Here is a 25,234-nt window from a genome sequence, read left to right as displayed (position 1 = left end):
ATAAAAAATATTATAAAACCGGAAAGCATTTCAAATAAATTATTTTTGTTTTTCTGTAAGATTTTTAACCAGTTAGCGTAGAATGGACAATTTTCATACCAACATTTACACTTGGTACAATATAAATAAGCGTGATTTACCATGGCGAAAAGACCGCGATCCGTATAAGATTTGGCTCTCGGAAATCATACTTCAGCAAACGCGCGTTGAGCAGGGCAAAAACTACTTTTATCGTTTTGTTGAGCATTACCCAACTGTTAATGATTTGGCCAATGCCCACGAAGACGAGGTACTAAAACTCTGGCAGGGACTAGGTTACTATTCGCGAGCCCGCAACCTGCATGCATCTGCCAAGATTATTGCAGCACAGTACAACGGAACTTTCCCTAACGATTACAAAAGCATTTTAGCATTAAAAGGCGTTGGGCCGTACACCGCAGCGGCAATTTCATCTATTGCATTCAACCTTCCCTATCCTGCAGTTGATGGTAATATATATAGGGTACTTTCGAGATATTATGGAATTGAGACACCGATTGACTCCTCGGCAGGCAAAAAAGAGTTTCAGGAACTAGCCGAAGAATTGATTCGGGGACAGGATCCGGGCATGCACAACCAGGCGCTTATGGAGTTTGGAGCTTTGCAGTGTGTTCCGAAATCGACAAAGTGCGGGAACTGCCCGGTTGTTGATTCGTGCTTTGCTTTTAAAAACGGTCTTGTTAGTCAATTACCAATTAAAGAAAAGAAGACCAAACAACGGCACCGCTATTTCTACTATTATTTGTATGATATGGGCGATTCGATTCTTTTGGATAAAAGATCGGGCAACGATATCTGGCAAAACCTGTATCAATTACCGCTGGTTGAGCATGAAAAAGCACTGTCTGATTCGGAGTTGTTCGAAGCAGATCATCCGGTTACATCGTTGCAGGTTAATATTAAAAGTATAAGTGGGCAAAAAAAGCATGTTTTGAGCCACCAAATTATTCACGCAAAATTGATATATCTTGAAGTTCAGGGCAATTTTAATAATCCGTCGCCTCTAATTCGGGTAAATAAAAAAGATATTTCTAAATTTGCTGTATCCCGACTGGTTGAACAGTTTTTACACGAGGCCGGATTGGGACTATAAATAAAAAACCGGTGAATAATTACAGCGTAGTAACGACCTGAAAATGTTAACCATATAAATTTTAGATTATGTCAGTAAATAAAGTAATTCTTGTTGGAAACGTAGGAAAAGATCCAGAAGTACGTCACCTCGATTCGGGTGTTGCAGTAGCTAATTTTCCATTGGCAACATCAGAAAGTTATAACTCGAAAAGCGGCGAGCGTGTTACCACAACCGAGTGGCACAATATTGTATTGTGGAGAGGATTGGCAGAAGTGGCTGAAAAATACGTCACCAAAGGCCGCCAGTTGTATATCGAGGGACGCATAAGAACCCGCTCGTACGACGACAAAGACGGTAACAAACGTTACATTACTGAAATTTATGGCGACCAAATGACCATGCTTGGTAACCGCGGCGATAACCAGGGTTCACCAGACCAGGGCGGCGCAATGCAAAACTCCGGTGCTGCATCAACTCCGCAGGTTTCGCAACCCGACATTGAAGAACCGGAGGGAGACGAGGATCTTCCATTCTAACCAAAACTTTTAAATTTGGAAACAGAACCGCTTTTAAGTTTAGCCGCTATCGGCTCCTGGCAAATTCAATTACACCCTATCAGTCCTGGAATTATAGTTTCAATTGTAATCGTATTGTTTCTACTATTTACTTCAGCACTGATAAGCGGATCGGAAGTGGCTTACTTTTCGCTGTCGGCCAGCGACAAGCATAAGCTGAGGCACAAAGGCAAAAACAACGAGCGCGTATTACACAACCTCGAAAGCCCGGAAAAACTTCTGGCTACCATACTGGTAACCAACAACTTTGTAAATATTGGAATTGTTATTCTAACGGCCTTTATTTCAAACAATTTAGTGTCGTTTGTAAATGCACCAACCTTGCAATTTATTTTCCAGGTGGTACTTATTACGTTTTTCCTGTTGCTTTTTGGCGAGATTTTCCCGAAGGTTTATGCAACGCATTTTGCTTTACGCTTTGCCCGTTTTATGGCATTGCCGCTACAAACGCTCGAAAAGTTATTCCGCCCGATAAATGCAATATTGATCTACTCAACCGGATTTGTAAACCGCCGATTGCTGAAACACAAAAAGAACATCTCGATGGATGAGATTTCACAGGCGCTTGAATTGACATCTGACCAGGAACTTTCGGACGAAAAAGAGATTCTGGAGGGAATTGTAAAATTCGGAAACAAAAGCGTGGAAGAGATTATGACTCCTCGTGTTGATGTGGTTTCAATCGATATAAAAGCGAATTTCGACGAAGTTCTGGAAATTATAAACGACTCGGGCTACTCGCGAATTCCGGTTTACATCGATTCGTTCGACGAAATTAGTGGTCTGTTATACATTAAAGATATTCTTCAGCACAGCCATAAAAACAAAACGTTTAAATGGCAGACTTTGATTCGGCCGCCGTTTTATGTGCCCGACACCAAGAAGATCAGTTCGCTTTTGGAAGAATTTCAGAAAACCAAAGTGCACATTGCCATTGTGGTTGATGAGTACGGAGGCACTTCGGGCATTGTGTCGTTGGAAGATATTCTGGAAGAAATTGTTGGCGATATTACCGATGAGTTTGATGATGAAGAGAGTTTCTTCACTCAGCTATCGGAAAACTCTTACTTGTTCGACGCCAAGATTTTACTAGGCGATTTTTACCGGGTTGTAAATTGCGACGACACCATTTTCGACGAAGTTAAAGGTGACGCCGATACGCTCGCCGGCCTTATTCTTGAAATAAAAGGCGAGATTCCTTCGTTAAAAGAACAAGTAAAATGCAAAACGTTCACATTTACCATTGAAGAGGTTGATAACCGCCGGATTAAGCAGATCAAGGTGGTTGTGAATCAGTAGTAAATGTGACTAAAATTTTAGGAAGATGAGATTCGCATATACACTGGTTTTATTGATGTTTTTAGTGGCTTGTAAAGATGATTACACGCCCAAACCGCGAGGCTACTTCCGCATCGACTTTCCTGAAAAAAGTTACACGGCACTCAACCGTTCGTTTCCGTACGATTTTGAAATACCGGATTACGCAAAGATTGAAAAAGACTCGAGAAACCGCGAAAAACCTTACTGGATAAATGTTGCAGTGCCCGAAAATAAAGTGGAAATACACATTTCGTATTACGACCTGAACAGCCAAAAAGATGACTACAAACTGTTGGCTGAGCTAATGGAAGAAACGCGCACGCTGGCCTACAAACACTCGATAAAAGCCGACGCAATTGACGAGCGTTTATTTATGAATCCGGCAAAAAAAGTGTACGGAACCATTTATGCCATTGAAGGAAATGCGGCATCGCCGATGCAGTTTTTTTTAACCGACAGCACCCGGCATTTTTTACGCGGCGCGTTTTACATTCGCGAAGTGCCCGACATTGATTCGTTGAGTCCGGTAATCAACTTTATCGAACCCGACGTGATTCACATGATTGAAACCACAAGCTGGAAATAATGCCGCTCATTGAAAAAATAGCAAACCAAAACGGCACAATCGGTGTATGGGAGTTAAAAGAAACAGCTGATGATTTATTAAAAACAGTCGAATTAAATCCTGCCGACACGGAGCGTTTGGAATCGTTTAAAACCGAAAATCGCCAAAAAGAATTTCTGGCTACCCGCATACTTCTTCAGAACCTGATACCCGAAAATACACCAACTATTCACCGGGATAAATTTGGCAAACCGTCGTTAATAAATTCCGATTTAAACATCAGCATCACTCATTCTGCTGATTTGGCGGCCATTATTCTATCCGATAAAAATATTGGAATCGACGTTGAGCAACGTCATCGGAATATCGATAAAGTAGTTACCCGTTTTGCCTGTCCTGCTGAAATCGAATTTATTGAAAAAAGTAACGATCCGCAATTGGTAAAAATATTGCTTTGGTCGGCAAAAGAAGCTATTTTTAAATGTTGTGGAATTCAAGGTGTTCAGTTTAACGAGCAAATTAAAATTACGCCGTTCGATTATAATGCGCAATCCAATTTCTCAGGGGCTTTGCGGCATCCTGACAAGGAAGTGAGCTACGAATTATTTTTTCGCATTATTAAAAACAATATTCTGGTTTATTGCGTTCAACATTAAAATTTAACCATGAAGAAAGCAGAAGATCAAATTCTCATCATATTCGGGGCCTCGGGAGACCTCACAAAACGCAAATTAATTCCCGCACTTTTCGAGCTTTACAAACAAAATTTGTTACCCAAAAAGTTTGCGGTGCTGGGTGCTTCCCGTTCGGCACTTTCTGACGAAGAATTCAGAAACCGGGCTGATGAATTTATTCCAGACCACGAAAGCCGCGAGGATTTTAAAAAGCTATTGTTTTACCAATCGGTTCAGAATAATGAGGCCGACGATTTTATTCCGCTGAAAGAGCGGCTCGATGAAATTTCCGGCTCACTGGAGATTGAGCAGAATTACGTATTCTATCTTTCAACTCCCCCATCGCTGTACCCGGTAATTCCGAAAATGCTTTGCCAGAATGGTCTTTCAAAATCGGAAACGAATTTCAGACGATTGATTGTTGAGAAACCTTTTGGAACGGATTTAAAATCGGCAAAAGAGTTAAATAAACAGTTACTAAATTATTTCGAGGAGGAACAGATTTACCGTATCGATCATTACCTGGGTAAAGAAACAGTGCAAAACATGTTGGTTACCCGCTTTTCGAACGGAATTTTTGAGCCGCTTTGGAATCGACGCTACATCGAACGTGTGGAAATTACATCGGCCGAAAGTCTGGGAGTTGAAGGTCGTGGAGGATATTACGAGAGCTCCGGGGCTTTGCGCGATATGTTGCAGAACCACCTGCTGCAGGTAGCCGGTTTTGTGGCTATGGAACCTCCGGTTGTGGTGGAAGCCGACGCCATAAGAAATGAAACGCTAAAAGTTTTTCAGTCCTTACGACCGATAAAAGAAAATGAAGTGTCGCGGTTTGTTATTCGCGGCCAATATACCGCCTCAACAATTGCAGGCAAAAAAGTAGCCGGTTACCGCGATGAACCCGGTGTTGCCAAGTTTTCGCGTACCGAAACTTTTGTGGCACTTAAATTCTTCATCGACAACTGGCGCTGGGCAGGCGTACCGTTTTATATTCGCACAGGAAAAAAATTACCGACGCGCGTTACTGAAATCGTTATCCATTTCAGAAAAGTACCGCATCACTTATTTGGCAATGCCACTTCCAACAGTAACAACCAGCTTATTATCCGGATTCAGCCTGATGAAGGAATTCTGCTGAAATTTGGCATGAAAACTCCGGGAGCTGGGTTCAAGGTACAAACGGTAAACATGGATTTCCACTACTCGGATCTGGCCGACAAAAAAGTTCCTGCTGCCTACGAACGCCTTCTGCTGGATTGTATGCAGGGCGATGCCACACTGTATTCGCGCGGCGATGCGGTTGAAGCGGCCTGGGAATTTGTACAGCCCATAATTAACGCCTGGGAAACCAATCCTGAAATTCCAATTTATGGTTACCCCGCCGGAAGTTGGGGACCGGAAGATTCCGCTAAACTGATCGCGAACGGAGATTGGCGCTACCCATGTAAAAATTTACACAACGACGGCTTGTATTGTGAACTTTAATCTGCATATTGCATAGTATTAACTAACAGCAACAAACGATCTGACATGGAAACTTTTACAGAGGTAAAAATCTATTCGAAACCGAAAGATGTTTACAAAGCCATCGCGAAGGCAATCATTAAGATGGTACAAAATTCGAATCAGGAAGTCTTCGATATCGCACTGTCTGGCGGAAATTCTCCAAAAGGACTTTTTAAAAAGATCAGTAAAAAATACGCCGAACGAATTCCGTGGGAACGTATTCATTTGTGGTGGGGCGACGAGCGCTGTGTTCCTCCAACCGACGAGCAAAGCAACTATAAAATGACAGTTGACTACCTGCTTTCAAATATTTCCATTCCTGAAGAAAACATTCACCGTATAAAAGGCGAGGAAGATCCGGAGCAGGAGGCACTGCGCTACTCGCAAGAGATGGAACAAAGCTTAAATTCGCGCGGTAAAAATCCGGTTTTCGACCTGATTATTCTTGGTCTTGGTGACGACGGACACACAGCTTCAATTTTCCCCGACCAGATGGAACTGTTTGAAGACGAACAAAGCTGTGCCGTTGCCGTTCATCCGCTTACCGGGCAAAAACGCGTTACAATAACCGGCAACGTGTTGAATAATGCCAACCAGATATTTTTCCTGGTAACAGGCTCGAATAAAGCTTTGCGGGTTTCGGAAATTATGAACGACAATGATGCAGCCCAGTTGTTACCGGCCTACTACATTACGCCAACCAACGGTACATTAACCTGGTTTTTAGACCAAGAGGCAGCTGCGCAAATTCAGTAAAAATAAGAATCTGTTATTTCGACGAGGCACAAGGAGAAATCTGTCACAAGGAGGAATAGATCTTTTGATTCAGAAAGTTCCAGCTTGGATTAAACTTTCTGATCAAATTATTTTTCTTTTCTCTCCTCCATTTCTTTATTTCTTTCTCCCTGTCACTGGCATGTTCAACCTGTTTGAAGTGCTCATAAAAAACGAGGAAATTACAATTATATTTTTTCGAAAAACCAGGTATTAATCCATTTTCATGTTCGAATACTCGTCTTTGCAGATCATTGGTAACGCCTATATATAAAACCGTTTTGTTTTTGTTAGTAACGATGTATACAAAATAATTGTGGTCTTTCATAGGCTGGAGATTTCTCAGTCGTTCCTCCTTCGAAATGACAGCTAGCGGGTCGGGTTCAATCCTAAAATACCTTCTCCAAAACGGATGGTTTCGGCAATTACTTTTTCCACGCTACCGGAAGTAAGTTCGCATGCTATAACGTGATCGCCGGCTTCAGGAAAGGCTTTTTTCACTTTTTGATTGGGTAATGTTCCCAGTTCTTCAAACATATCAAGCATTGCATCAACGCTAACTGTTTGATCCTGGTGTTCATCATCCTTATAATAATAGCCCAGAAATACCGGTACTGTAACGTGGCTAAACGTTTCTTTTGTCATGGTGGCATCGAGCAGTTGCTGCAAATAAACCAGTGCTTCCACTCGGTATTTACAGTTCCAGTATTTGCAATCTTCCGACTGCGGATCCTCGTCAGAAATACGGTATTTACCGCCCATTACTTTTCGCCCGATTTGTAATCCCCACGGTTTCGACAATACAACCATCGAGCTGTTTTTCACTTTTATATTTGGCGAATACATAATCAGTCCGTCCACATATTCGGGGAAATCAGCCGCCAGTTTTAACCCCAACGTTCCTCCTGTTGAAGTGCTCATGATAATCACTTTTCGGCCCAGACTGCGTGCAACCATTAGTGCTTCTTTTGCCGACGCGTATAATTTATCGGGAGTCATGTCAATCAAAGGATCCTCGGTAACCAAACCATGATCGTGTAAACGCGGAATGTACAAGTTGTAACCAAAATGTTGCGCAAAACGCTCGTGTGCCGGGTGCCCCTCGAACCACGAAGCCGAGAATCCGTGCAAGTACAACACACAATAATCGGTGCGCTCTTTTATCGAATCATTTGCCCAGATAATGCGGCTTTCATTATCAGGTTTAATCGAAAAAGCAGCTTCTTTCCGCTGCACAAATGTCTCAATGTTTGCGATGCTTGCCGATAGCGATGGCAGGTCTTTATTCAGCTCAGGCTTTGGTGGTTTTGGCCCCAGGAAATAAGTAATAATCGCCAAAAGAATCACTATCAGTAAAAAGCGTTTTATTCGTTTCATAATAAAGCATGAAGTCAGAAGCTCGAAGTCGGAAGTATTCGTTCCGGTCGGTCTGTGTTAATACTAATTAGTTGGAAAGATACGAGAGTTAAAGCAAATATTGTAATTCAGGAACTAGTTTTTGTCCGGTGTTTATCAAAATTCAATCACCAACTGAACGCCGATTTCGCCCTCTTGCTCGTGCAAAAAATTGGAGAGCGTAAGCCCGAGCAAGCGGATTCCTTTTACAAAACCACCTTCCGATTTCATCAGTTTCAGGCTTTCGGTTATAAACCGATCTTTTGTGTTTATGTACGGCTCAATTGTTTTACTTCGGGTGTGTTGCTCAAAGTCGGCATATTTAAATTTTAGGGTTACCGTTTTTGCTTTTACATCCGATCGATCGGCGCGCTCCCACACTTTCTCGGCAATTACCAATAGTTCCTCTTTCAGTTCATCCTCTAAAAACAAATCGTGCAGAAAGGTATTTTCAGCACCTACCGACTTTCTTTCGCGCGATGGCTGCACCTCACGATTATCGATACCTCGGCAAATATCGTAGTAGTAATTTCCTGCTTTGCCGAACATTCGGGTGAGCTCCAGCCTGTCTATCAATTTCAAATCGCGACCATATCGCACACCAATATCATTGAGTTTTTTGGCCGTTACCTTTCCAATTCCGAAAAACTTTCGGATCTCTAACTGGTCGATAAACGTCTGTGCTTTATCCGGAGTTACCACAAACATTCCGTTGGGCTTATTGACATCAGAAGCCACTTTTGCCAGAAATTTGTTGTACGAAACGCCCGCCGATGCGGTCAAACCTGTTTCTTCCAAAATGCGCTGGCGAATTTCTTTGGCGATTAATGTTGCAGAAGGTAAACCCTTTTTGGCGTAAGTAACATCCAGATAAGCCTCATCGAGCGACAGCGGTTCCACCAAATCGGTGTACTCCAGAAAAATGCTGCGTATTTGCGCGGATATCTCTTTGTATCGCTCAAAACGATGTTTTACAAAAATCAGGTTCGGGCATTTTCGTTTGGCAACTTTCGACGACATAGCCGAACGCACGCCATATTTCCGGGCTTCGTAACTGGCCGCTGCAACAACACCTCTGTCGCTGGTTCCGCCAACGGCAATGGGCTTTCCGCGCAGCTCGGGATGATCCAACTGCTCTACCGACGCAAAAAATGCATCCATATCAACATGTATTATTTTACGGCTTTTAACTGTCGGCATTTTGTCGTTCCTGATACGTTGCGAAAATAACGAAGTCGCTGAATTAATTGAACCTTTAATCCTTTAATCCTTGTTCCACGACATGGCGGCTCTAATTATTTCTTAATATATTAGCAAAAATTTTGTACCGGAAGGAATGGAAACACGAGACATTTTAATCAAAATCAGAAAGATAGTTCGCTCGGTAGACATCGAGTCAAAGAAAATTCAGAAAGAACACGGCGTAAGTATTCCGCAGGTTCTTTGCCTAAACTTTCTGCGCGAATCAGATAATTACCAAACCACACAAGGCGAACTACGCAAATTCCTGAACCTGAATCCGAGTACAGTTAGCGGTATTATTAACCGCCTTGAGAAGAAAGGCTACCTGGCCCGTCTTCCCAAAACGGGGGATAAACGTGTGGTAAATATTGCTCTTACCTCGGCCGGCGACAAGTTGCTGAGCACAATGCCATCGCTGCTTCACGAACAATTATCGGAAAAGCTTTTGCAACTTAGCGACGAAGAATTGGAAGTTGTTGAAGCCGGACTGAACACACTGGTTAAAATACTGGATATCGAAAAAGTTGAAGCCTCGCCATTGATCACACTCGATTCGGATCTGGGCGAATAATGCCTCAATTTTTCAACATCAAGCAACTTTTTTAGTGAATCGCATCGAGGATCTGTTCGTCCTCAGTAGTCTCTCCTTTCGAGAAGTTTATAGCTGTTTCGATTAAGGCCAAATGCGAATAAGCTTGCGGGAAATTCCCCAGCAAACGTTTGGTTTTAAAATCGATATCTTCGCTAAAAAGCCCCACATGGTTGCTGTACGACAGTAACTGATCGAATAATTTCTTGGCCCTTTTTCGTTGCCCAATGGCGTATAACGAGTTGATGAGCCAGAAAGTACAAATAGTAAAAGACGAAGTTGGCAAACCAAAATCATCTTCGTTTTTGTAGCGGTACATCAATCCATCTTCGCAAAGTTCCCGCTCGGTGGCCAGTACCGTTTTTACAAAACGTGGATCTTTACCATCGATAAAACCATACGATTGCATCAGCAGCGTTGCAGCATCAAGATCTTTCGAGCCGTACGACTGCGTAAATGCACCAACTTCTTCGTTCCAGGCATTTTCAAAAATGTCTTCTTTTATGGTGTCGGCCAACGGTTGCCATTCCTCCATATAGTTTTTTTTATGGATAAACCCGGCAATTTTTATGGCCCTGTCGATAGCTACCCAGCACAACACTTTCGAGAATGTAAAATGACGGTCATCGGTTCTGATCTCCCAAATTCCTTTATCCGGTTTGGTCCAGTTATTAGCAACCGTTTTTACGATGCTACGCACAATTGTCCATAGCGACTCACTGTCTTCAAGCGAAATCTTAAACTCGGTAAACTGTTGGTAAATAACGTCCATCAGAATTCCGTAAATGTCATTCTGCTTTTGAATATAGGCCGCATTTCCGATACGAACCGGGTACGAATCTTTATAACCGCTTAAATGTTCCAGCGTTTCCTCTTCAAGCACCTTTTCGCGATTTATTCCGTACATAATCTGTATCTTTTCATCCTTATCCGGAATAATATCGATAATGAATTTCATAAAACGCTTAACGGTATTTAGATGCCCCAAACTCGACATTACTTTTATTACCATCGACGCATCGCGGATCCAGCAAAAACGATAATCCCAGTTCCGCTCTTCGCCAATTGTTTCGGGTAACGAAGTTGTGGCAGCCGCCAAAACAGCGCCCGATTTATCGTAACTCAAGAGCTTCAGAACAAGCGCACTTCTAACAATTTCGTGGTTGTACTTTTTAAACGACGTTAGCTTATTCGCCCATTCGAGCCAGTAAACTTTTGTTTTCTGAAGTTTCAGGTATTGCCTTTCCAGCGTTTGGTTCAGCAATTTCTGATCGTATGAAATAAGGATAAACGCATTATCGGTTAAGGTAATTTCGTTTTCCTGCAAAATATCTTCTTTGTCGAGATCGGTATATAAATACAACGAGTCGTAATCGCCTTCGGTGGTGTAACATTTAATGTATTCCTCTTCGGCAATTGTTTTGGTATTAAACCGGGCATACTCCACCTTTGGATTATACCTGATCCTAAATTTTGGTTTTCCCCATTTGTATTTAATATACCGAACAATATCGGGCGGAGTAAAGTACCCAAACTCGTTTGTTTTGTACCGTGGCATAAAATCAACCACCTCAAAACACGAATCTTCATTCTGAAAAAATGTAGATACAATATTTGTTGTTCTGATGTATGACTGCCTTATCTCGTAACTGTCGTCTACCAGAAACTCCATGCTCCCGCCTTTATTTTCGTCGAGAATTTTTGCAAACACCGACGATGAATTAAAATCGGGCAAACAACACCAATCAATCGATCCCTTGTCGGAAATTAATGCAGCACTTTTGCAATTTCCGATTATCGAGTAGTTCAAATTATCCATGGCCGCAACCTAATGATTTTTGAATTAGTATTAACAGAAAGCCTTTTAACTAAGGTATTTTTAACTATGATTTTACAAGGTCATTCAGAAAACTTCGTACCTCCTTGTAGTTGCTCACGAAATATTTTGCCGCCGAATTTTCGGTACCTACTTTAATTGTATGCGCCTCTTCGGGTAACTCTTTAAACAAGAATTCATCTGTCCAGTCGTCGCCCATTGCCAACACAAAATCAGCAGGATGTGTATGTAAAAATTCGGTTGCTGCCGTTCCTTTATTAATTCCTGAAACTTTTATTTCAACAACTTTTTTGCCTTCCAGTATTTCCAGATCCTGGTTAAAGATCAGGTTTGAAATATCGTGCACCAACTCGAGGGCACGCAACACGCCTAATTCAATATCGGCTTTGCGGTAATGCCAAACCAGCGAATAGGTTTTCTCCTCGATTAAACTTCCCGGTGTGCGGTCGACATACGATTCAAGAACCGGTAAAATACTTTCTTTCCACTCGGTATGAACCGGTTTGCGTTCAACCCAGCCTTTGCCTTTCTCTTTTAACCAGGCGCCATGTTCGGCAATTAAATTGTATTTCCTACTTCCAAACCAGCGGTCGAAAGTTTCTCTGTCGCGGCCGCTTACCAATGTCAGCGTATTATCCTTTTCGGCTGCCAGTTTATCGAGCAATTTATACAGTTCCTCATCGGGTTTAGCTGCTTGCGGATTGGTAAAGAACCGTTGCAAAGTTCCATCGTAATCCAAAAACAACACTTTCGATTTCTTGTCGTTGTAATCCGTAAGAATCTTGTTTTTTATGCGGGCTGTAATTTTTCGTGCATGATGCTCCGATTTTTTTTCGATGGTATTGTTCAGCGCCTTCATAAACTCCGACGCCCACTTATGAATATCGTAACGTTTTATACGCTGCTGCATGGCCGAAATGTTTTTCTCCATTTCGCGGTCGGGCATGGTTAGTGCCCTGAAAATTGCATCGGCCGTATCAGGAATATTATTTGGGTTAACCGAAATGGCTTCTCCGAGCTCTTTCGATGCACCGGCCATTTCACTCAGAATAAGCACACCTTTTTTGTTCACTTTTGATGCAATATACTCTTTGGCAACCAGGTTCATTCCGTCTCTAAGTGGCGTTAGCAAAGCTACGTCGGCCGAGCTGTATAACTCGATCAGATTCACGAACGGAACAGAACGATAGAAATAAATTACAGGGTTCCAGTTCAATGTTCCGAACTCACCATTAATATTACCGACTAAAATATCAATCTCGTTTTTCAGATTTTGATACTGCTCCACATCTGTTCTTGATGGAACCGTAAGCATAATCAGCGAAACCTTTTCTCGGTAATCCGGGTGTTTCACCAAAAATTCGCGGAAAGCATTTAAACGTTGCGGAATACCTTTAGTATAATCCAAACGGTCGATAGAAAGTACCAATTTGCGGTTTGGCATACTTAATAAAAACCGGTCGATATCCTGGTGCTCTTTCGAACGATCCTGAATAGGTTTGCTTTGTATTTCCAACGCGTGAGACTCGAACTTCTCATAATCGATACCCATCGGGAATACATCGATCATTACGTGGCGGTTTTCCAGTTTTATCTGGTTAAAATCTACATCGTAACCCAGCAAACGTTTCACCGAACTAATAAAGTGTCGGGCATAATCGTACGTATGGAAACCAATCAGGTCGGCTCCCAGCAAACCATTAACAATTTGCTCGCGCCACGGAAGTATACGTATTAACTCGTACGATGGAAAAGGAATATGCAAAAAGAATCCGATGGTTAAATCGGGGCGCCTTTCGCGAAGAATATTTGGCAAAAGCAACAATTGATAATCGTGTACCCAAACCACGTCGCCTTCTTCTGCATTTTCAATAATGGCATCGGCAAACATTTCGTTTACCTTGCAGTACGATTCCCAATACGATTCGTTAAACTCGGTAAACTCGGCAAAGTAGTGAAACAGAGGCCAAAGCGTTGCATTACTAAACCCGTCGTAATAATTACTAATCAGTTCTTCGTTTAAAAATACGGGCAGGCACTGTTCGGTTTCCAGTAAACCGGTAACCTCCTCTTCTTCTTTTTTTGTTTCGGGCATCAGGCCCGGCCAGCCTATCCAAATGCTGTCGCTGTCTTTGTGATATGATTTTAAACCTGTTGCTAAACCACCTGCACTAGGAGTTATAGTCATTCCGTCTGCGCTTCTGTTTATCATCACAGGTAACCTGTTTGAGGCTATAATTAATCTACTCATATTGTATTATTTCTATAGAAATTATTTCTAATTTACAAATATATTATTATCCGTAGTAAGTTCCGTTTCGCGAATGTAAATTCATTATTAACAATCAATTTAAACCCTGCACGAATTTGCATGCCGGCTTTTTTTTGTAATTTTGTTCGCATAGAAACTATTTTCAAAAATGAATATAACTTCTTTAACAAAAAAGCAGGTAGCAAAATCAATTGTTCCCCAGTTGGAAGAACAAGCCTACGAAATGTCGTTACAGACCGGGTTACTTAAAAATTATACCCCGTCGTCACCTATTACAACGCAATCGGCGGATAATGGTTTTACTCCTGATATTATTACCACCGAAAAAAACGGTGAAACGAACATTTACGAAATCCAGCTAAACAATAATATCAATACAGAAAAATGGAACTTTTTCGCGCATTTCACAAAAGAACGACACGGAAAGCTTCACATTATCGTCCCCGAACCCAACCTAAGTGCCGCAGAGAAAGTAATTGTTGAGAACGACATCCGCAACATTCGCCTGATGTATGTTCCGAACTAATGCAGCTCGATGGGAATTTTGGATTTATCACTTTAGTTCATAACATGCTCAGAAGTAGTTTTTGAGTAAATAAATATTTATGATTTATAATAACAGACAGCAGACTATTGCCCACAAAATTGAAACAGAAGCACAACTTTCGAAATGGAAAGACTGGAGATGGCAGCTACGGCACTCCATAAAAACATTGGAAAAGTTTGAAGAACTATTAGGCGTTAAATTTGATGATGAAGAACGGGAAAAATTAAAAGTAACATTCGACAAATTCCCGTTGTCGATTACGCCTTATTACCTTTCGCTAATTAACAAACAAGATTTCAAAAACGACCCGGTTTTTAAACAGTCGTTCGGAGGAATTGAAGAACTTATTACTTTAAAATCAGAATTGGAAGACCCGCTATCAGAAGACAGCGACAGCCCGGTTGAAGGAATTACCCACCGTTACCCCGACCGCGTATTATTTCATGTGAGTAATATTTGCTCGATGTATTGCCGCCATTGCACGCGTAAACGTAAAGTTGGCGACATCGACTATGTTCCATCAAAAGAGCAATTGCAAAAGGGACTCGACTACATTGCCAACACCCCGCATGTACGCGATGTTTTATTATCGGGAGGCGACCCGTTTATGTTGCCCGACGATAAAATTGACTGGCTTCTGTCGGAGATCACCAAAATACCACATGTTGAGATCGTTAGAATTGGTACACGAATGCCGGTGGTACTTCCGTATCGAATTACCGATAACCTGGTTAATATTTTAAAGAAATACCAACCGCTTTGGATCAATACACACTTTAATCACCCGAAAGAAATTACGGCCTCATCAAAAGAAGCTTTGGCAAAACTCGCCGATGGCGGATTTCCGTTGGGTAACCAATCGGTTCTTTTAGCCGATGTAAACGATTGCCCACGCATTATGAAATCGCTGCTTCATAAATTAGTGGCCAACCGGGTTCGACCTTATTACCTCTACCAGTGCGACCTTTCGGAAGGATTATCACATTTCAGAACGCCAATTGGCAAGGGTATTGAAATCATGGAAAGCCTTATCGGGCACACCAGCGGTTTTGCCCGCCCAACTTATGTGGTTGATGCACCCGGCGGCGGAGGTAAAATTCCGGTAATGCCAAATTACATTATTTCATGGTCGACCAATAAAGTGGTATTGCGAAACTACGAAGGAGTAATAACAACATATAAAGAACCCGATTCGTACGAACCTAAAATGTGCGACAGGGATTGTGAGAATTGCAACCTCGACCTTAAAATTGAAGAAGGAGCAGAGGAAGATGCAATTGGGATTGAAAAATTATTATCGGATACCGACGATGCCATTTCGTTGATACCCGAAGACAACGAACGAATGATAAGAAGGGAAGAAGATGCAGGATAAAATTGAAAAACTAGGAAACGGAAGCATAATTCAACACGGGCAGTTAAACGATCGTGTTTACCTGATGAAGTTGGGTAGCACGGATAACCCGTCAGAAATTCTTGAGGAAATAAATACGCTGGCAAGAGAAAACAAGTACAGCAAAATAGTTTGTAAAATACCGGTGCACGCCGCCCCGGTATTTCTATCGAACGGTTTTTTAGCCGAGGCGCAAATACCGGCGTTTTACAACGACAGTGTGGCTGCGTTTTTTGTTTCGAAATTTCTAAACTCCGACAGGCTTTTAGATATTGAAACAGAAAAGCTGAACAACCTTAGTCAAATGCTGAAAAAACAGGATTCGATTACGCCTAATGGTAACAACCACTCGGATGTAAAAGTGCGTAAACTGGAAAAGGAAGACTATGAGCAAATTACCGACATATATCGCGAAGTTTTCGTAACTTATCCTTTTCCGATATATAATCCGGGTTATGTGCTTAAAACATTTCAGGACGGAACGCAATATTTCGGAGCCGAATCGAATGGAAAACTGGTAGCTCTGGCGTCGGCCGAAGTTGACGAAGAAGGTAGAAATGCCGAAATGACCGACTTTGCCACCCTACCCGATCAGCGTGGTAAAAACCTGTCGGTGTTGCTGTTAAACGCACTCGAAAAATCGATGAAAGAACAGGGAATCACAACCTTGTACACAATGGCCCGGCTAAATTCGATTGGAATGACAAAAACCTTCCTGAAGATGGATTATTGCTATTCGGGAACATTGATTAAGAACACGCACATTGCCGGAAAAATTGAAAGTTTGAACATTTTATATAAACATATCTGATATGAACCTGGGATACCGATGTCATTTTGCAAAAACCTGCCCGCTCTACAAAGGAGAGGAGAAAGCAAAGGATATGCCTTTGCCACTTTTTAGAAACGTGTTTTGTAACCGTGGAATGAAAGGATGGAAAAACTGTAGCAGATTTAACGAATTGACCGAACAGGAAAATCAGAACCAATAATGAGTTTAAAAATTTTATGAGTAGAAAAACAATTGACATTCAGGAAATCAGTAACCAATTTGAAAAAGACATTTTAAGACTTTTAGAAGAAAAAGAAAAATACGTTTATGGCGACATAATCAAAGACCTAAAACTCTCGGCCAGAAAAGGCCAGGAGTTAATTTATTCTCTTATTAATAAAGGTCTTGTTAAACGTGTTGATCAATCTTCGTACCTCAAACTTAATGTTGACATTAAATAATGGGGTGGATTGATCTCTCTATTTTTTGCGTATACCTACTGGCAATGCTTGGTGTAGGTGTTTATTTTCTGCGCAAAAATAAAAATACAGACGACTATTTTGTTGGTGGACGTAAACTCAGTAGTATTCACATTGGCTTATCGGTGGTAGCTACCGATGTTGGCGGAGGTTTCTCAATCGGCCTGGGCGGATTGGGATTTACCATGGGCTTATCAGGTAGCTGGCTGCTGTTTACCGGTTTGCTGGGCGCCTGGCTTAGCGGTGTTCTGCTCATTCCAAAAGTTTCGGGGCTGGCACGCCGGAAAGGCTTTTTGTCTTTCCCGCAGTACCTCGAACACGTTTTCGACAAAAGAGTAGCCCTTATTGCCGGGCTGATTTCTGCTATCGGATACCTGGGATTTACCAGTTCGCAAATTCTGGCAGGCGCTAAACTGGCGGCCTCTACTTTTGATGGGCTGAGTATTGATAATGCGCTGCTGATTATGGGAACGATTGCCATTGTTTACACCGTTTTGGGCGGCCTAAAAGCGGTAATTTATACCGACACCATACAGTGGATCATTCTTATGGCAGGGCTGATTTTTGTGGGTTTGCCGTTCGCCTATACAAGTATTGGAGGTTACGAAGCTATTACGGCAACATTGCCGGCTGATTTTTTATCGCTGCGATCGGTAAGCTGGCAGCAAATCGTTAACTGGATGTTTACCATTATACCGATCTGGTTTATCGGGATGACACTATATCAGCGGATTTACGCAGCAAAAAATACACAAACCGCACAACGTGGCTGGTTTATTGCCGGACTGTTTGAATATCCGTTAATGGCTTTTATCGGAGTAGTTTTAGGTATGTTTGCCCGCGTGGCCATGGAAAATCATTTGCTGCCGGGTTATAACGCTGCCAACCTCGATGCCGAAATGGGACTTCCGGTATTGCTAAAAACTATACTTCCGGTTGGTTTTCTGGGAATTGTATTATCGGCCTATTTTTCGGCCATCATGTCAACTGCCGACAGTTGTTTAATGGCTGCATCGGGAAACTTATTAACCGACGTATTTCGCCTGCACAACGGCAAAAGGAGTTTACTTCTTTCGCAGTTATTGACGCTGATAATTGGTTCGATCGCACTGTTGCTGGCCTTAAAAATGACCAGTGTGCTGGATTTAATGCTCCACTCCTACTCTTTTATGGTTTCAGGAATGATTATTCCGGTTCTGGCGGCTTTGTTTTCCAAAAATCCGAATAAGGTAGCAGCGCTGTTATCCATGTTAACCGGAGGTTCGTTAACGCTGTTCCTCATCCTGTCAGGATTCGACCTCCCGCTTGAACTGGATGCCAATATTTTTGGAATTGGTGGTTCTTTATTGGCTTATATTCTTGTTGCATCAGTAAAAAAAGAGAAAACTTTAACGGTATAATTATTTACTTAATTTTTGCGGACATTATCAACCAAGAATCATTTATTTTGTTAGATACAACATAAAACAAGTAGCTAACAACCAAATGGGTGAAGTAACTTCCCATATACATACCGATAAATCGATTGTTGTTCTCCCTTTCGTGAACATGAGTTCGGATGCGGATAACGAGTATTTCAGCGATGGGATCACCGAGGAAATTATTAACGCTTTAACCAAAATCGACGGGTTAAAAGTTATTGCCCGCACCTCTTCATTTGCGTTTAAAGGCCAAAACATTGATGTGCGCGATATTGCCCGGCAATTGGACGTTTCATCGGTGCTTGAAGGTAGTGTGCGAAAAGTACAAAGCCGCGTTCGTATTACAGCTCAGTTAATAAATGCTACGGACGGCACACATTTCTGGTCGAGAAATTTCGATCGCGAAATTGAAGATATTTTCGCACTTCAGGATGAAATCAGTCTGCTTATTGCCAATCAAATTCGCGATAATTTTGGGCACTTTAATATTCAGGATCAGCTTGTAAGCAAGCCCACAACGAGTATGAAAGCTTACGAACTTTTTCTGAAAGGGCATTTCTTACAATTGAAATGGGACGCCGATTCAATAGCCGAAGCCACAAAATATTACGAAGCTGCCGTTCAGCTGGACCCAAAATATGCGCGGGCTTATTACGGGTTAGTGCAGAGTTACGGATTGCTGGCGGCCTGGGGTTATATGCCCGCTGAAAAAGGTTTTGAAATTGCGATCAGAAATTTTATGATTGCCAGCGATCTCGATAAATCACTTCCTGAATATGGGCAGTCGTTTATTGGCCGTACTTTTTGGATGGAATGGGATTTTAAAGCCACCTACAAGCAATTGGTAGAAACCCTGAACCAGCATCCCAAATTTACCGACGGACTGGAGGCCATGGCCGAATTGCTTCTTTCTCACGGCTACTTTCAGCAAGCCGAAGAATATATTCAAAAGGCCATGAAAGTGGATCCGCTTTCGGCCAACCATTATTACACGCTTTCGCATATTAATTATTACCAGAGTCAATTTGATACGGCACTAAAACTTGTTGAAAAGGCATTGGAAATTAATCCCGATTTTATTCTCGCACGTGAACTCCGGATTTTGTGCCTGATCTGGTTGAACAAAGAAGATCAGTTTTTACAAGCCATAACCAACACTCCTAATCCGGAATTAAAACAAATCTATTTTAATGTGCGAAACAAAGGGCTCAAAACCTTGCCCGAATCAACTTTAAAAAGCTGGAAATCTACGGCCGAAGACAAACGACAAATGGTTCCGTACGAACTTTTTATATTGGCCAATACCGAGCATCAGCAGGAAGCCTTAGATTTATTGAATAAATATATTACTCAAAAACGTGGTCAAGTCATCAATTTCAGGCAAGATCCATCTCTGGAACCACTTCATAAATTTGACGATTTCGGGAAATTACATACCTCAAATTTTGTACTTGAAGAAGAGACTAAAAATCTACCCGCCAAAGAAGAGAAGGCGGAATCAGAATTTCCGGTACAAGATGAACAAATAGAAAAGCTGGTTACTTTCATCGAAACGGAACAACCATTTCTGAATGCGCAGCTAAGCCTGCGAACACTGGCCGAAATGCTCGAACTTCACCCCAACAAACTTTCGTACCTCATCAACGAAAAAACGGGAATGAACTTTAACGAGTTTATTAACCAATTCCGGCTGGTTCATTTTAAACAACTGGCCACCGATTCTAAAAACGCACACCTAACTATTCTGGGAATGGCTTACGAGAGTGGTTTTAATTCAAAAACCGTATTTAACGCCTACTTTAAAAAGGCTGAAGGCATAACGCCCGGCAGCTGGTTGAAAAGCATAAAAGGATAATTTTTGTCCTTTAACCGGGGCAAATCCATCTTCCAAATCTAAAATCTCCAAAAGTACGGATTCTCACCAATGAGTGCGGAATTACATATTCGGACGATTGACTCTTTTTTCTACTTCATCTTTGCAGTGTCAAAACAATTCAAAAACAGAAAACAAAATTTAATTGAAATGAAAACACAAAGTAGAAAAACTACAATGAAGAGAAAAACAAGAAGACTGGCTTATTTAGCATTAATGATGTCGACAGTACTTTTTGTTGGAAATGCAGCTGCCCAAAGCAATGAAAACACAAAAAAAGAAAAGGAGCGATGGATAAGTCCGGCACGCACGGCCATAAATGTTTGCCCGGGAGGAATTGTTGTCGGATTTTACTCGGCCAATGTTGAGCATCTTTTTGGCGAAAATCACGGACTGGTTTTACGTGGTGATTTGGAAACTATTCCCGACACCTATTCTGATGCCAATATTGAATCGAGCGGGAAAGCGGTGATCTTAAACTACCGTTACCACATTGGTGGCGGATTGAACTCGTTTTACGCAGGAGCTTTTGCGCGTTACCGCAAAATTAAAGGCGATGGTTCGTTGGAAAACGGAGATTTCGATTTCAAACTTCCGGAATGTACTCTCGGTTTGAATGTTGGTAAACGCTGGATTTGGAAGAATGGTCTTTCGTTGAACTTTGCATTGGGTTACGGTTATGCTTACGACGAGTTAAAAGTGAACAATTCGAGCCAGGCAGCTTTGGATGCCATCGATGTATTTCGCGATGATTATACTTTTATGAATGGATTTTTGGGCGAATTTTCAATCGGTTACGCATTTTAAGTAAATTTCAGGCCATGTATGTTTCAATAGTAAATAAATCAAAGTTCGGCGTAATGGTGCTATTTATTGCGCTGGGATTTTTTTTGCAGTGCTCGAATAAAAATAACAATGAGAGAATAGAGCTGAAAACCGAAAAACTATTCAAGGAAGAAATCAATAAGAACGATATACACAATGCGTTTTTGAGTGTATATTCTCCCTCCCTTTCTATCGAATGGAACTTTGCAGGCGGTACATTTCAGAGTGGCGAAACAGTTAGCACTGACAATCCGTTTTTAACAGCCAGCATCGGGAAAACATTTACTGCCACCACCATTGCACAACTGGTGGAGCAAGGTTCTCTAAAATTCGATGATCCGATTAACATGTATTTGCCCGATTCGATTATGCAAGGCTTGCATGTTTATAACGGGGTAGATTATTCTGATGAAATAACGATTGCGCATTTACTTCAACACACTTCGGGTCTGCCCGATTATTTCGAAGGAGAAACCATTGACGGCAGCGCCAATATGATGGAGTTGCTGTTTAATGAACCGGACAGATTCTGGCAGCCAATTGAAACTATTGAGTTTGCAAAAACGAAAATGCAGCCATTATTTGCTCCCGGCACCGGATTTAACTACACGGATACTGAGTATGTTCTGCTCGGTTTAATAATAGAAAAACTGAGCGGGACTAACTTGCACAGTTATTTTGAAAAGCACTTTTTTAAGCCACTCGGCATGACTCACACCTGGATGTACATGCGATCGGAACCATTAGAAAATACATCAAAATTGGCTGAAGCATTTGCCGGCGATTTTGAAGTGAGCACAATTACAAGTCTCAGTGCAGATTGGGCCGGCGGAGGATTGGTTTCTACAGGCAGCGGTTTGATAAAATTCCAACATGCGCTTTTTTCGGGTAAGATTATCTCTGCTGAAACTTTGGAAACAATGCAAAACTGGGTGCCCGAAACACGTGGTATGGAATACGGATTTGGTCTGCGCAAAGTCGCTTTCAGAAAGCTGTTTCCAACGCTACCCGATGTTACAATAATTGGCCATTCGGGAAGCACCGGGTCGTTTATGTTTTATTGCCCCGAACTGGATGTTTACCTGGCGGGAACGCTCAATCAAACCGAGGAAGTTAAAGGATCGCTTGTAATAATGGCAAAGGTGCTTGCACTAATTCAAAAAACAAAAAGATCAAAAAGTTAGACATTATAAAATCGACATGCTAGCTCCCAAATTTGGTACGCATAAACTAAATGATTTCTTTTACGTTTCAGTCAGGTAAATACCCATCATTAAACGAACAATCATGAATATTCCGGACAAAAACAAAACATTTCCACTCCCCCACTACGATCGCTTGTGTTTCTTGAAAAACATCATCAAAAATCCGAATATCATTGTCGGTGATTACACGTATTATGATGATTTTGAAGACGTAAACAACTTTGAGAAAAATGTGAAATATCATTTCGATTTTGTGGGCGACAAACTCATCATTGGCAAGTTTTGTATGATTGCATCCGGCGTTAAATTTATAATGAATGGCGGAAACCACCTTTCCGACTCTATTTCCGCTTACCCGTTTTCTGTTTTCGGCGGAGACTGGGCAAATGCAATGGACGGAAAATCATTTCCATATAAAGGAGATACGGTAGTTGGCAACGATGTCTGGATTGGAAGCAATGCGACGATTATGCCGGGAGTTAAAGTCGGTGACGGAGCAATTATTGCAACAAATTCAACCGTAACAAAAGATGTTGAACCTTACGCTATTGTTGGCGGCAATCCTGCAAAAACAATCCGGAAACGTTTCTCAGAAGAACAAATTGAAGTTCTGCTTCAGCTAAAATGGTGGGACTGGGATATTGAAAAAATTACCCAATCGGTACAAGTGCTGAGCGGAACTGATATCGAAGAACTTCACAAGCTCGCTGAGTAAGTAAACTAATAGTCTGCTTCAATTAACGACAACTCGAACCCGATCCAGATTATAAATTTTGGCAAATGGAGTTTCGGCATCACCGTTCCGTTGCGCTGCCACCCGTAACACAGGAAAATGTGTTCCCGTCTCAGTAAACACTTGTTTTTGCGAAAACTCTACCCGTGAACCATCTCTGGAAATTTTAACTTTCGCCAGGTCCACAACATTTTTATATTCTCCTGAACCGTCGAAATCCCAGGCAGCGTAAACCAGTTTCCCTTGTCCTTTTGGTATTTCAACAACAGCATTAAAGGTAACCGACTCTCCTGCAGAAATATCTGCCCTTTTTGATCCATTGATGGTTACATCTGCAACGGGTTGAATTCCTTCTCTTTCATCAGCGCTTTCCGGAACTATAACCTGCCCGTCAACCACTTTGTAGTTAGTAGTAGCAGCCGGTTCTATTCCTTTTTCCACCCAGCTGCTTAAATCGAGCAGTGCCTGTTGCAAAACGCCCAGGTAGCTCACAATATAGTTCGGATCTCCCGGAAAAGGGAAATCAGCATGGTTGGCATGGTCGGTGTACCAAAGCCGGAAGTTATCATCTGTTTTATCGCCCAGATTTTTTTGCACCTGCTGCCGGTACCAGTCCCCCTGCCAGGGCAAAGCTTCCGTATCCCACAGATTTTCCAAAGCAATCACTTTTCCTTTTATACTTCCGTTTGGAATTACGCCCGAAGCGCCCATCGCAAACATTGGCCCCAATACCATTGGCCGCTGCGGATAAATCGGATTTCCATCGGCATCGCGAAACTGATCCCACGTTGGATAACCATCTTTTGGAACCTGGTGACGGTGATACGTTTGTGCCGCCAGAAAATTCGAATTATCAACCTGAACCACATCACCAACTTTTAGTTTTGATAAAACATCCTCGGCCGTAGCACCAAAAACCACCACATCGTCAGTTATCGTTCTTAATGGAATTGTCTGACCTGCAGCATCTCCGGTTTTTACGATCAAATCTCCTCCAAGAAATTGAACCTCCGGCATTTTTGTTTCGAGCTGCAGCGCCACCGGAATTTCTTGTTCTTTTTGTTCCATATTTTGCCAGGCTTGATCGGCAGTTCCACGCGCCTGTCCCGGCATTGCAGCAACCGGCAAACCCATTTTTTGTCCCTCCGCTAAAGTCAAGGTCTTAGCAATTTTTGCTTCGTGTTGCATACGATCGTTTTTAAACGACTCCGGATGATCGTATCCGTAATAACCCGGCTTGGTCCAGAAATCTGTAAAATAAGTGGGATCGGCCATTGCTACTCCCGGATAAAGCACTCCAAACGCATGTATTCCCATCGTTTCGTGAGCATACCACGATGGTGGGTAAAATCCCATTTTAGTGGCTTCCTCAAGTGCTTGTTTTTGTTCATTGTTCAACCCGGCATACATGTCACCACTTCCACCGGGTTCCACTGCTTCAAGGATTTGCGGAAATACATCGCGTAAAATACGCATCGCATGCATCCTGATGGTAAACATATTGGGAATAGCCATCGGTGAACCAATCACATACGGAACTGCGCCGTCCCAAACACCCACATTATTTTCAATGGCGCCAATTGTGCGGTATGCGCCACCGCTACCACCAAATATATATCCGTAAGTACGATGCTCGCCATACAACCGGGCTGCAACTACTTTCGAAAACTGTGCACAAGCCGCATTTGCCTTGTAAGCCCCGATCAACGGATCAACACTCGAGCCATACGTATAGGTAGCACCGCCCCCGTTTGTCTCGATAAAATAGGCTCCGTGGGTAACACAAAAGCCAATTTTATCGGCTTCACCTTCCGCACCCTGCGAAAGATTTTCACTGTCGGGAACAGGAGTTACATATTGAAAAAAATGACCTTCGTAGTTGTCCTTTTCAGGAAAATAGAATGAAAAACGGGTGTCGCTTCCTTCAAAACCACCATGAACGTAATGATGTCGAACAGGCACATCGCGCCATTCATCAATATCGATAAAAGGTTTGCTAAAAATAGCTTCGGCCGATTCAAATGCAAGTTGAGCATTCACTAAATTCTGCGCCTGTGCATTACTGACAAAAATGCACATCACAAAAAACAGTATGGTAGTATTACGAAATGACATAAGTTTAT

The 25,234-nt window shown here is 42.1% G+C and carries 24 protein-coding genes; 18 read left to right on the top strand and 6 right to left on the bottom strand.

What is annotated here, in order from left to right:
- Positions 1–82 precede the first annotated feature (82 nt).
- The 7 genes from mutY (at position 83) to pgl (ending at position 6,510) form a co-directional block, all read left to right on the top strand.
- A complete protein-coding gene (gene mutY / locus QZ576_RS19075) occupies positions 83–1,132 on the top strand; it encodes an A/G-specific adenine glycosylase (protein ID WP_297100067.1) in 1,050 nt (349 codons plus the stop codon).
- A gap of 68 nt (positions 1,133–1,200) precedes the next feature.
- A complete protein-coding gene (locus tag QZ576_RS19070) occupies positions 1,201–1,650 on the top strand; it encodes a single-stranded DNA-binding protein (RefSeq protein ID WP_297100061.1) in 450 nt (149 codons plus the stop codon).
- Positions 1,651–1,665: 15 nt separating this feature from the next.
- Positions 1,666–2,988 (top strand): gliding motility-associated protein GldE, encoded by a 1,323-nt coding sequence (gene gldE / locus QZ576_RS19065; RefSeq protein ID WP_297100058.1) that lies wholly within the window; start codon positions 1,666–1,668, stop codon positions 2,986–2,988.
- A gap of 25 nt (positions 2,989–3,013) precedes the next feature.
- Positions 3,014–3,595: a gliding motility lipoprotein GldD gene (gldD, locus tag QZ576_RS19060; protein ID WP_297100056.1), complete on the top strand. Its 582-nt coding sequence runs from the start codon at positions 3,014–3,016 to the stop codon at positions 3,593–3,595.
- On the top strand, positions 3,595–4,230 hold the full coding sequence (locus QZ576_RS19055; protein ID WP_297100053.1) for a 4'-phosphopantetheinyl transferase superfamily protein: 636 nt from the start codon (positions 3,595–3,597) through the stop codon (positions 4,228–4,230). The genes gldD and QZ576_RS19055 overlap by 1 nt, the downstream gene beginning before the upstream one ends.
- Before the next feature lie 9 nt (positions 4,231–4,239).
- Positions 4,240–5,733 (top strand): glucose-6-phosphate dehydrogenase, encoded by a 1,494-nt coding sequence (zwf, locus tag QZ576_RS19050; RefSeq protein ID WP_297100049.1) that lies wholly within the window; start codon positions 4,240–4,242, stop codon positions 5,731–5,733.
- A 45-nt stretch (positions 5,734–5,778) separates the two neighbouring features.
- On the top strand, positions 5,779–6,510 hold the full coding sequence (gene pgl, locus QZ576_RS19045) for a 6-phosphogluconolactonase (RefSeq protein ID WP_297100045.1): 732 nt from the start codon (positions 5,779–5,781) through the stop codon (positions 6,508–6,510).
- A gap of 43 nt (positions 6,511–6,553) precedes the next feature.
- On the opposite strand, the gene QZ576_RS22565 is transcribed toward pgl, so the two are convergent.
- From QZ576_RS22565 to dinB, 3 genes are all read right to left on the bottom strand, one after another.
- Entirely contained in the window at positions 6,554–6,856 is a 303-nt protein-coding gene (locus QZ576_RS22565) for a GIY-YIG nuclease family protein (protein WP_367270505.1), read from the bottom strand.
- A 41-nt stretch (positions 6,857–6,897) separates the two neighbouring features.
- Entirely contained in the window at positions 6,898–7,905 is a 1,008-nt protein-coding gene (locus tag QZ576_RS19040; protein WP_297100040.1) for an alpha/beta hydrolase, read from the bottom strand.
- 135 nt (positions 7,906–8,040) lie between these two features.
- Positions 8,041–9,123 (bottom strand): DNA polymerase IV, encoded by a 1,083-nt coding sequence (dinB, locus tag QZ576_RS19035; protein ID WP_297100037.1) that lies wholly within the window; start codon positions 9,121–9,123, stop codon positions 8,041–8,043.
- A 136-nt stretch (positions 9,124–9,259) separates the two neighbouring features.
- Between dinB and QZ576_RS19030 the strand changes: the two genes are divergently transcribed.
- Positions 9,260–9,736: a MarR family winged helix-turn-helix transcriptional regulator gene (locus tag QZ576_RS19030; protein WP_297100034.1), complete on the top strand. Its 477-nt coding sequence runs from the start codon at positions 9,260–9,262 to the stop codon at positions 9,734–9,736.
- A gap of 31 nt (positions 9,737–9,767) precedes the next feature.
- On the opposite strand, the gene QZ576_RS19025 is transcribed toward QZ576_RS19030, so the two are convergent.
- Together QZ576_RS19025 and QZ576_RS19020 are read right to left on the bottom strand one after the other, a co-directional pair.
- Positions 9,768–11,573, bottom strand: a complete 1,806-nt coding sequence (locus QZ576_RS19025; RefSeq protein WP_297100031.1) for a glycoside hydrolase family 15 protein — start codon at positions 11,571–11,573, stop codon at positions 9,768–9,770.
- Positions 11,574–11,637: 64 nt separating this feature from the next.
- On the bottom strand, positions 11,638–13,842 hold the full coding sequence (locus tag QZ576_RS19020) for a bifunctional alpha,alpha-trehalose-phosphate synthase (UDP-forming)/trehalose-phosphatase (protein WP_297100029.1): 2,205 nt from the start codon (positions 13,840–13,842) through the stop codon (positions 11,638–11,640).
- A 169-nt stretch (positions 13,843–14,011) separates the two neighbouring features.
- On the opposite strand from QZ576_RS19020, the gene QZ576_RS19015 reads away from it, so the two are divergent.
- The 10 genes from QZ576_RS19015 (at position 14,012) to QZ576_RS18970 (ending at position 23,093) form a co-directional block, all read left to right on the top strand.
- On the top strand, positions 14,012–14,389 hold the full coding sequence (locus tag QZ576_RS19015; RefSeq protein ID WP_297100026.1) for a hypothetical protein: 378 nt from the start codon (positions 14,012–14,014) through the stop codon (positions 14,387–14,389).
- Between the two features lie 79 nt (positions 14,390–14,468).
- Entirely contained in the window at positions 14,469–15,785 is a 1,317-nt protein-coding gene (ablA, locus tag QZ576_RS19010) for a lysine 2,3-aminomutase (protein ID WP_297100023.1), read from the top strand.
- A complete protein-coding gene (gene ablB, locus QZ576_RS19005) occupies positions 15,775–16,614 on the top strand; it encodes a putative beta-lysine N-acetyltransferase (protein ID WP_297100020.1) in 840 nt (279 codons plus the stop codon). The genes ablA and ablB overlap by 11 nt, the downstream gene beginning before the upstream one ends.
- 1 nt (position 16,615) lies before the next feature.
- Positions 16,616–16,795, top strand: coding sequence for a hypothetical protein (locus tag QZ576_RS19000; protein WP_297100017.1), 180 nt, complete (start codon positions 16,616–16,618; stop codon positions 16,793–16,795).
- Between the two features lie 16 nt (positions 16,796–16,811).
- Positions 16,812–17,036 carry a hypothetical protein gene (locus QZ576_RS18995; protein WP_297100015.1) on the top strand — a complete coding sequence of 75 codons (225 nt, stop codon included), beginning with the start codon at positions 16,812–16,814 and terminating at the stop codon, positions 17,034–17,036.
- The gene (locus QZ576_RS18990) at positions 17,036–18,454 is read left to right on the top strand and encodes a sodium:solute symporter (protein ID WP_297100012.1); all 1,419 of its coding nucleotides are present in this window, start codon (positions 17,036–17,038) and stop codon (positions 18,452–18,454) included. Before QZ576_RS18995 ends, QZ576_RS18990 begins: the two co-directional genes overlap by 1 nt.
- An 85-nt stretch (positions 18,455–18,539) precedes the next feature.
- Positions 18,540–20,330 carry a helix-turn-helix domain-containing protein gene (locus QZ576_RS18985; protein WP_297100009.1) on the top strand — a complete coding sequence of 597 codons (1,791 nt, stop codon included), beginning with the start codon at positions 18,540–18,542 and terminating at the stop codon, positions 20,328–20,330.
- A 195-nt stretch (positions 20,331–20,525) separates the two neighbouring features.
- Positions 20,526–21,155 (top strand): DUF3575 domain-containing protein, encoded by a 630-nt coding sequence (locus QZ576_RS18980; RefSeq protein ID WP_297100007.1) that lies wholly within the window; start codon positions 20,526–20,528, stop codon positions 21,153–21,155.
- 53 nt (positions 21,156–21,208) lie between these two features.
- Positions 21,209–22,357 (top strand): serine hydrolase, encoded by a 1,149-nt coding sequence (locus tag QZ576_RS18975; RefSeq protein WP_297100004.1) that lies wholly within the window; start codon positions 21,209–21,211, stop codon positions 22,355–22,357.
- Between the two features lie 103 nt (positions 22,358–22,460).
- Positions 22,461–23,093 carry a CatB-related O-acetyltransferase gene (locus tag QZ576_RS18970; RefSeq protein WP_297100001.1) on the top strand — a complete coding sequence of 211 codons (633 nt, stop codon included), beginning with the start codon at positions 22,461–22,463 and terminating at the stop codon, positions 23,091–23,093.
- A gap of 18 nt (positions 23,094–23,111) precedes the next feature.
- On the opposite strand, the gene QZ576_RS18965 is transcribed toward QZ576_RS18970, so the two are convergent.
- Positions 23,112–25,226, bottom strand: coding sequence for a hypothetical protein (locus QZ576_RS18965; protein WP_297099998.1), 2,115 nt, complete (start codon positions 25,224–25,226; stop codon positions 23,112–23,114).
- Positions 25,227–25,234 lie beyond the last annotated feature (8 nt).

Source organism: uncultured Draconibacterium sp. (assembly GCF_913060805.1).
In the GTDB taxonomy this organism is placed as follows: Bacteria; Bacteroidota; Bacteroidia; order Bacteroidales; family Prolixibacteraceae; genus Draconibacterium.
This window is presented reverse-complemented; position numbering and strand designations above follow the sequence as displayed.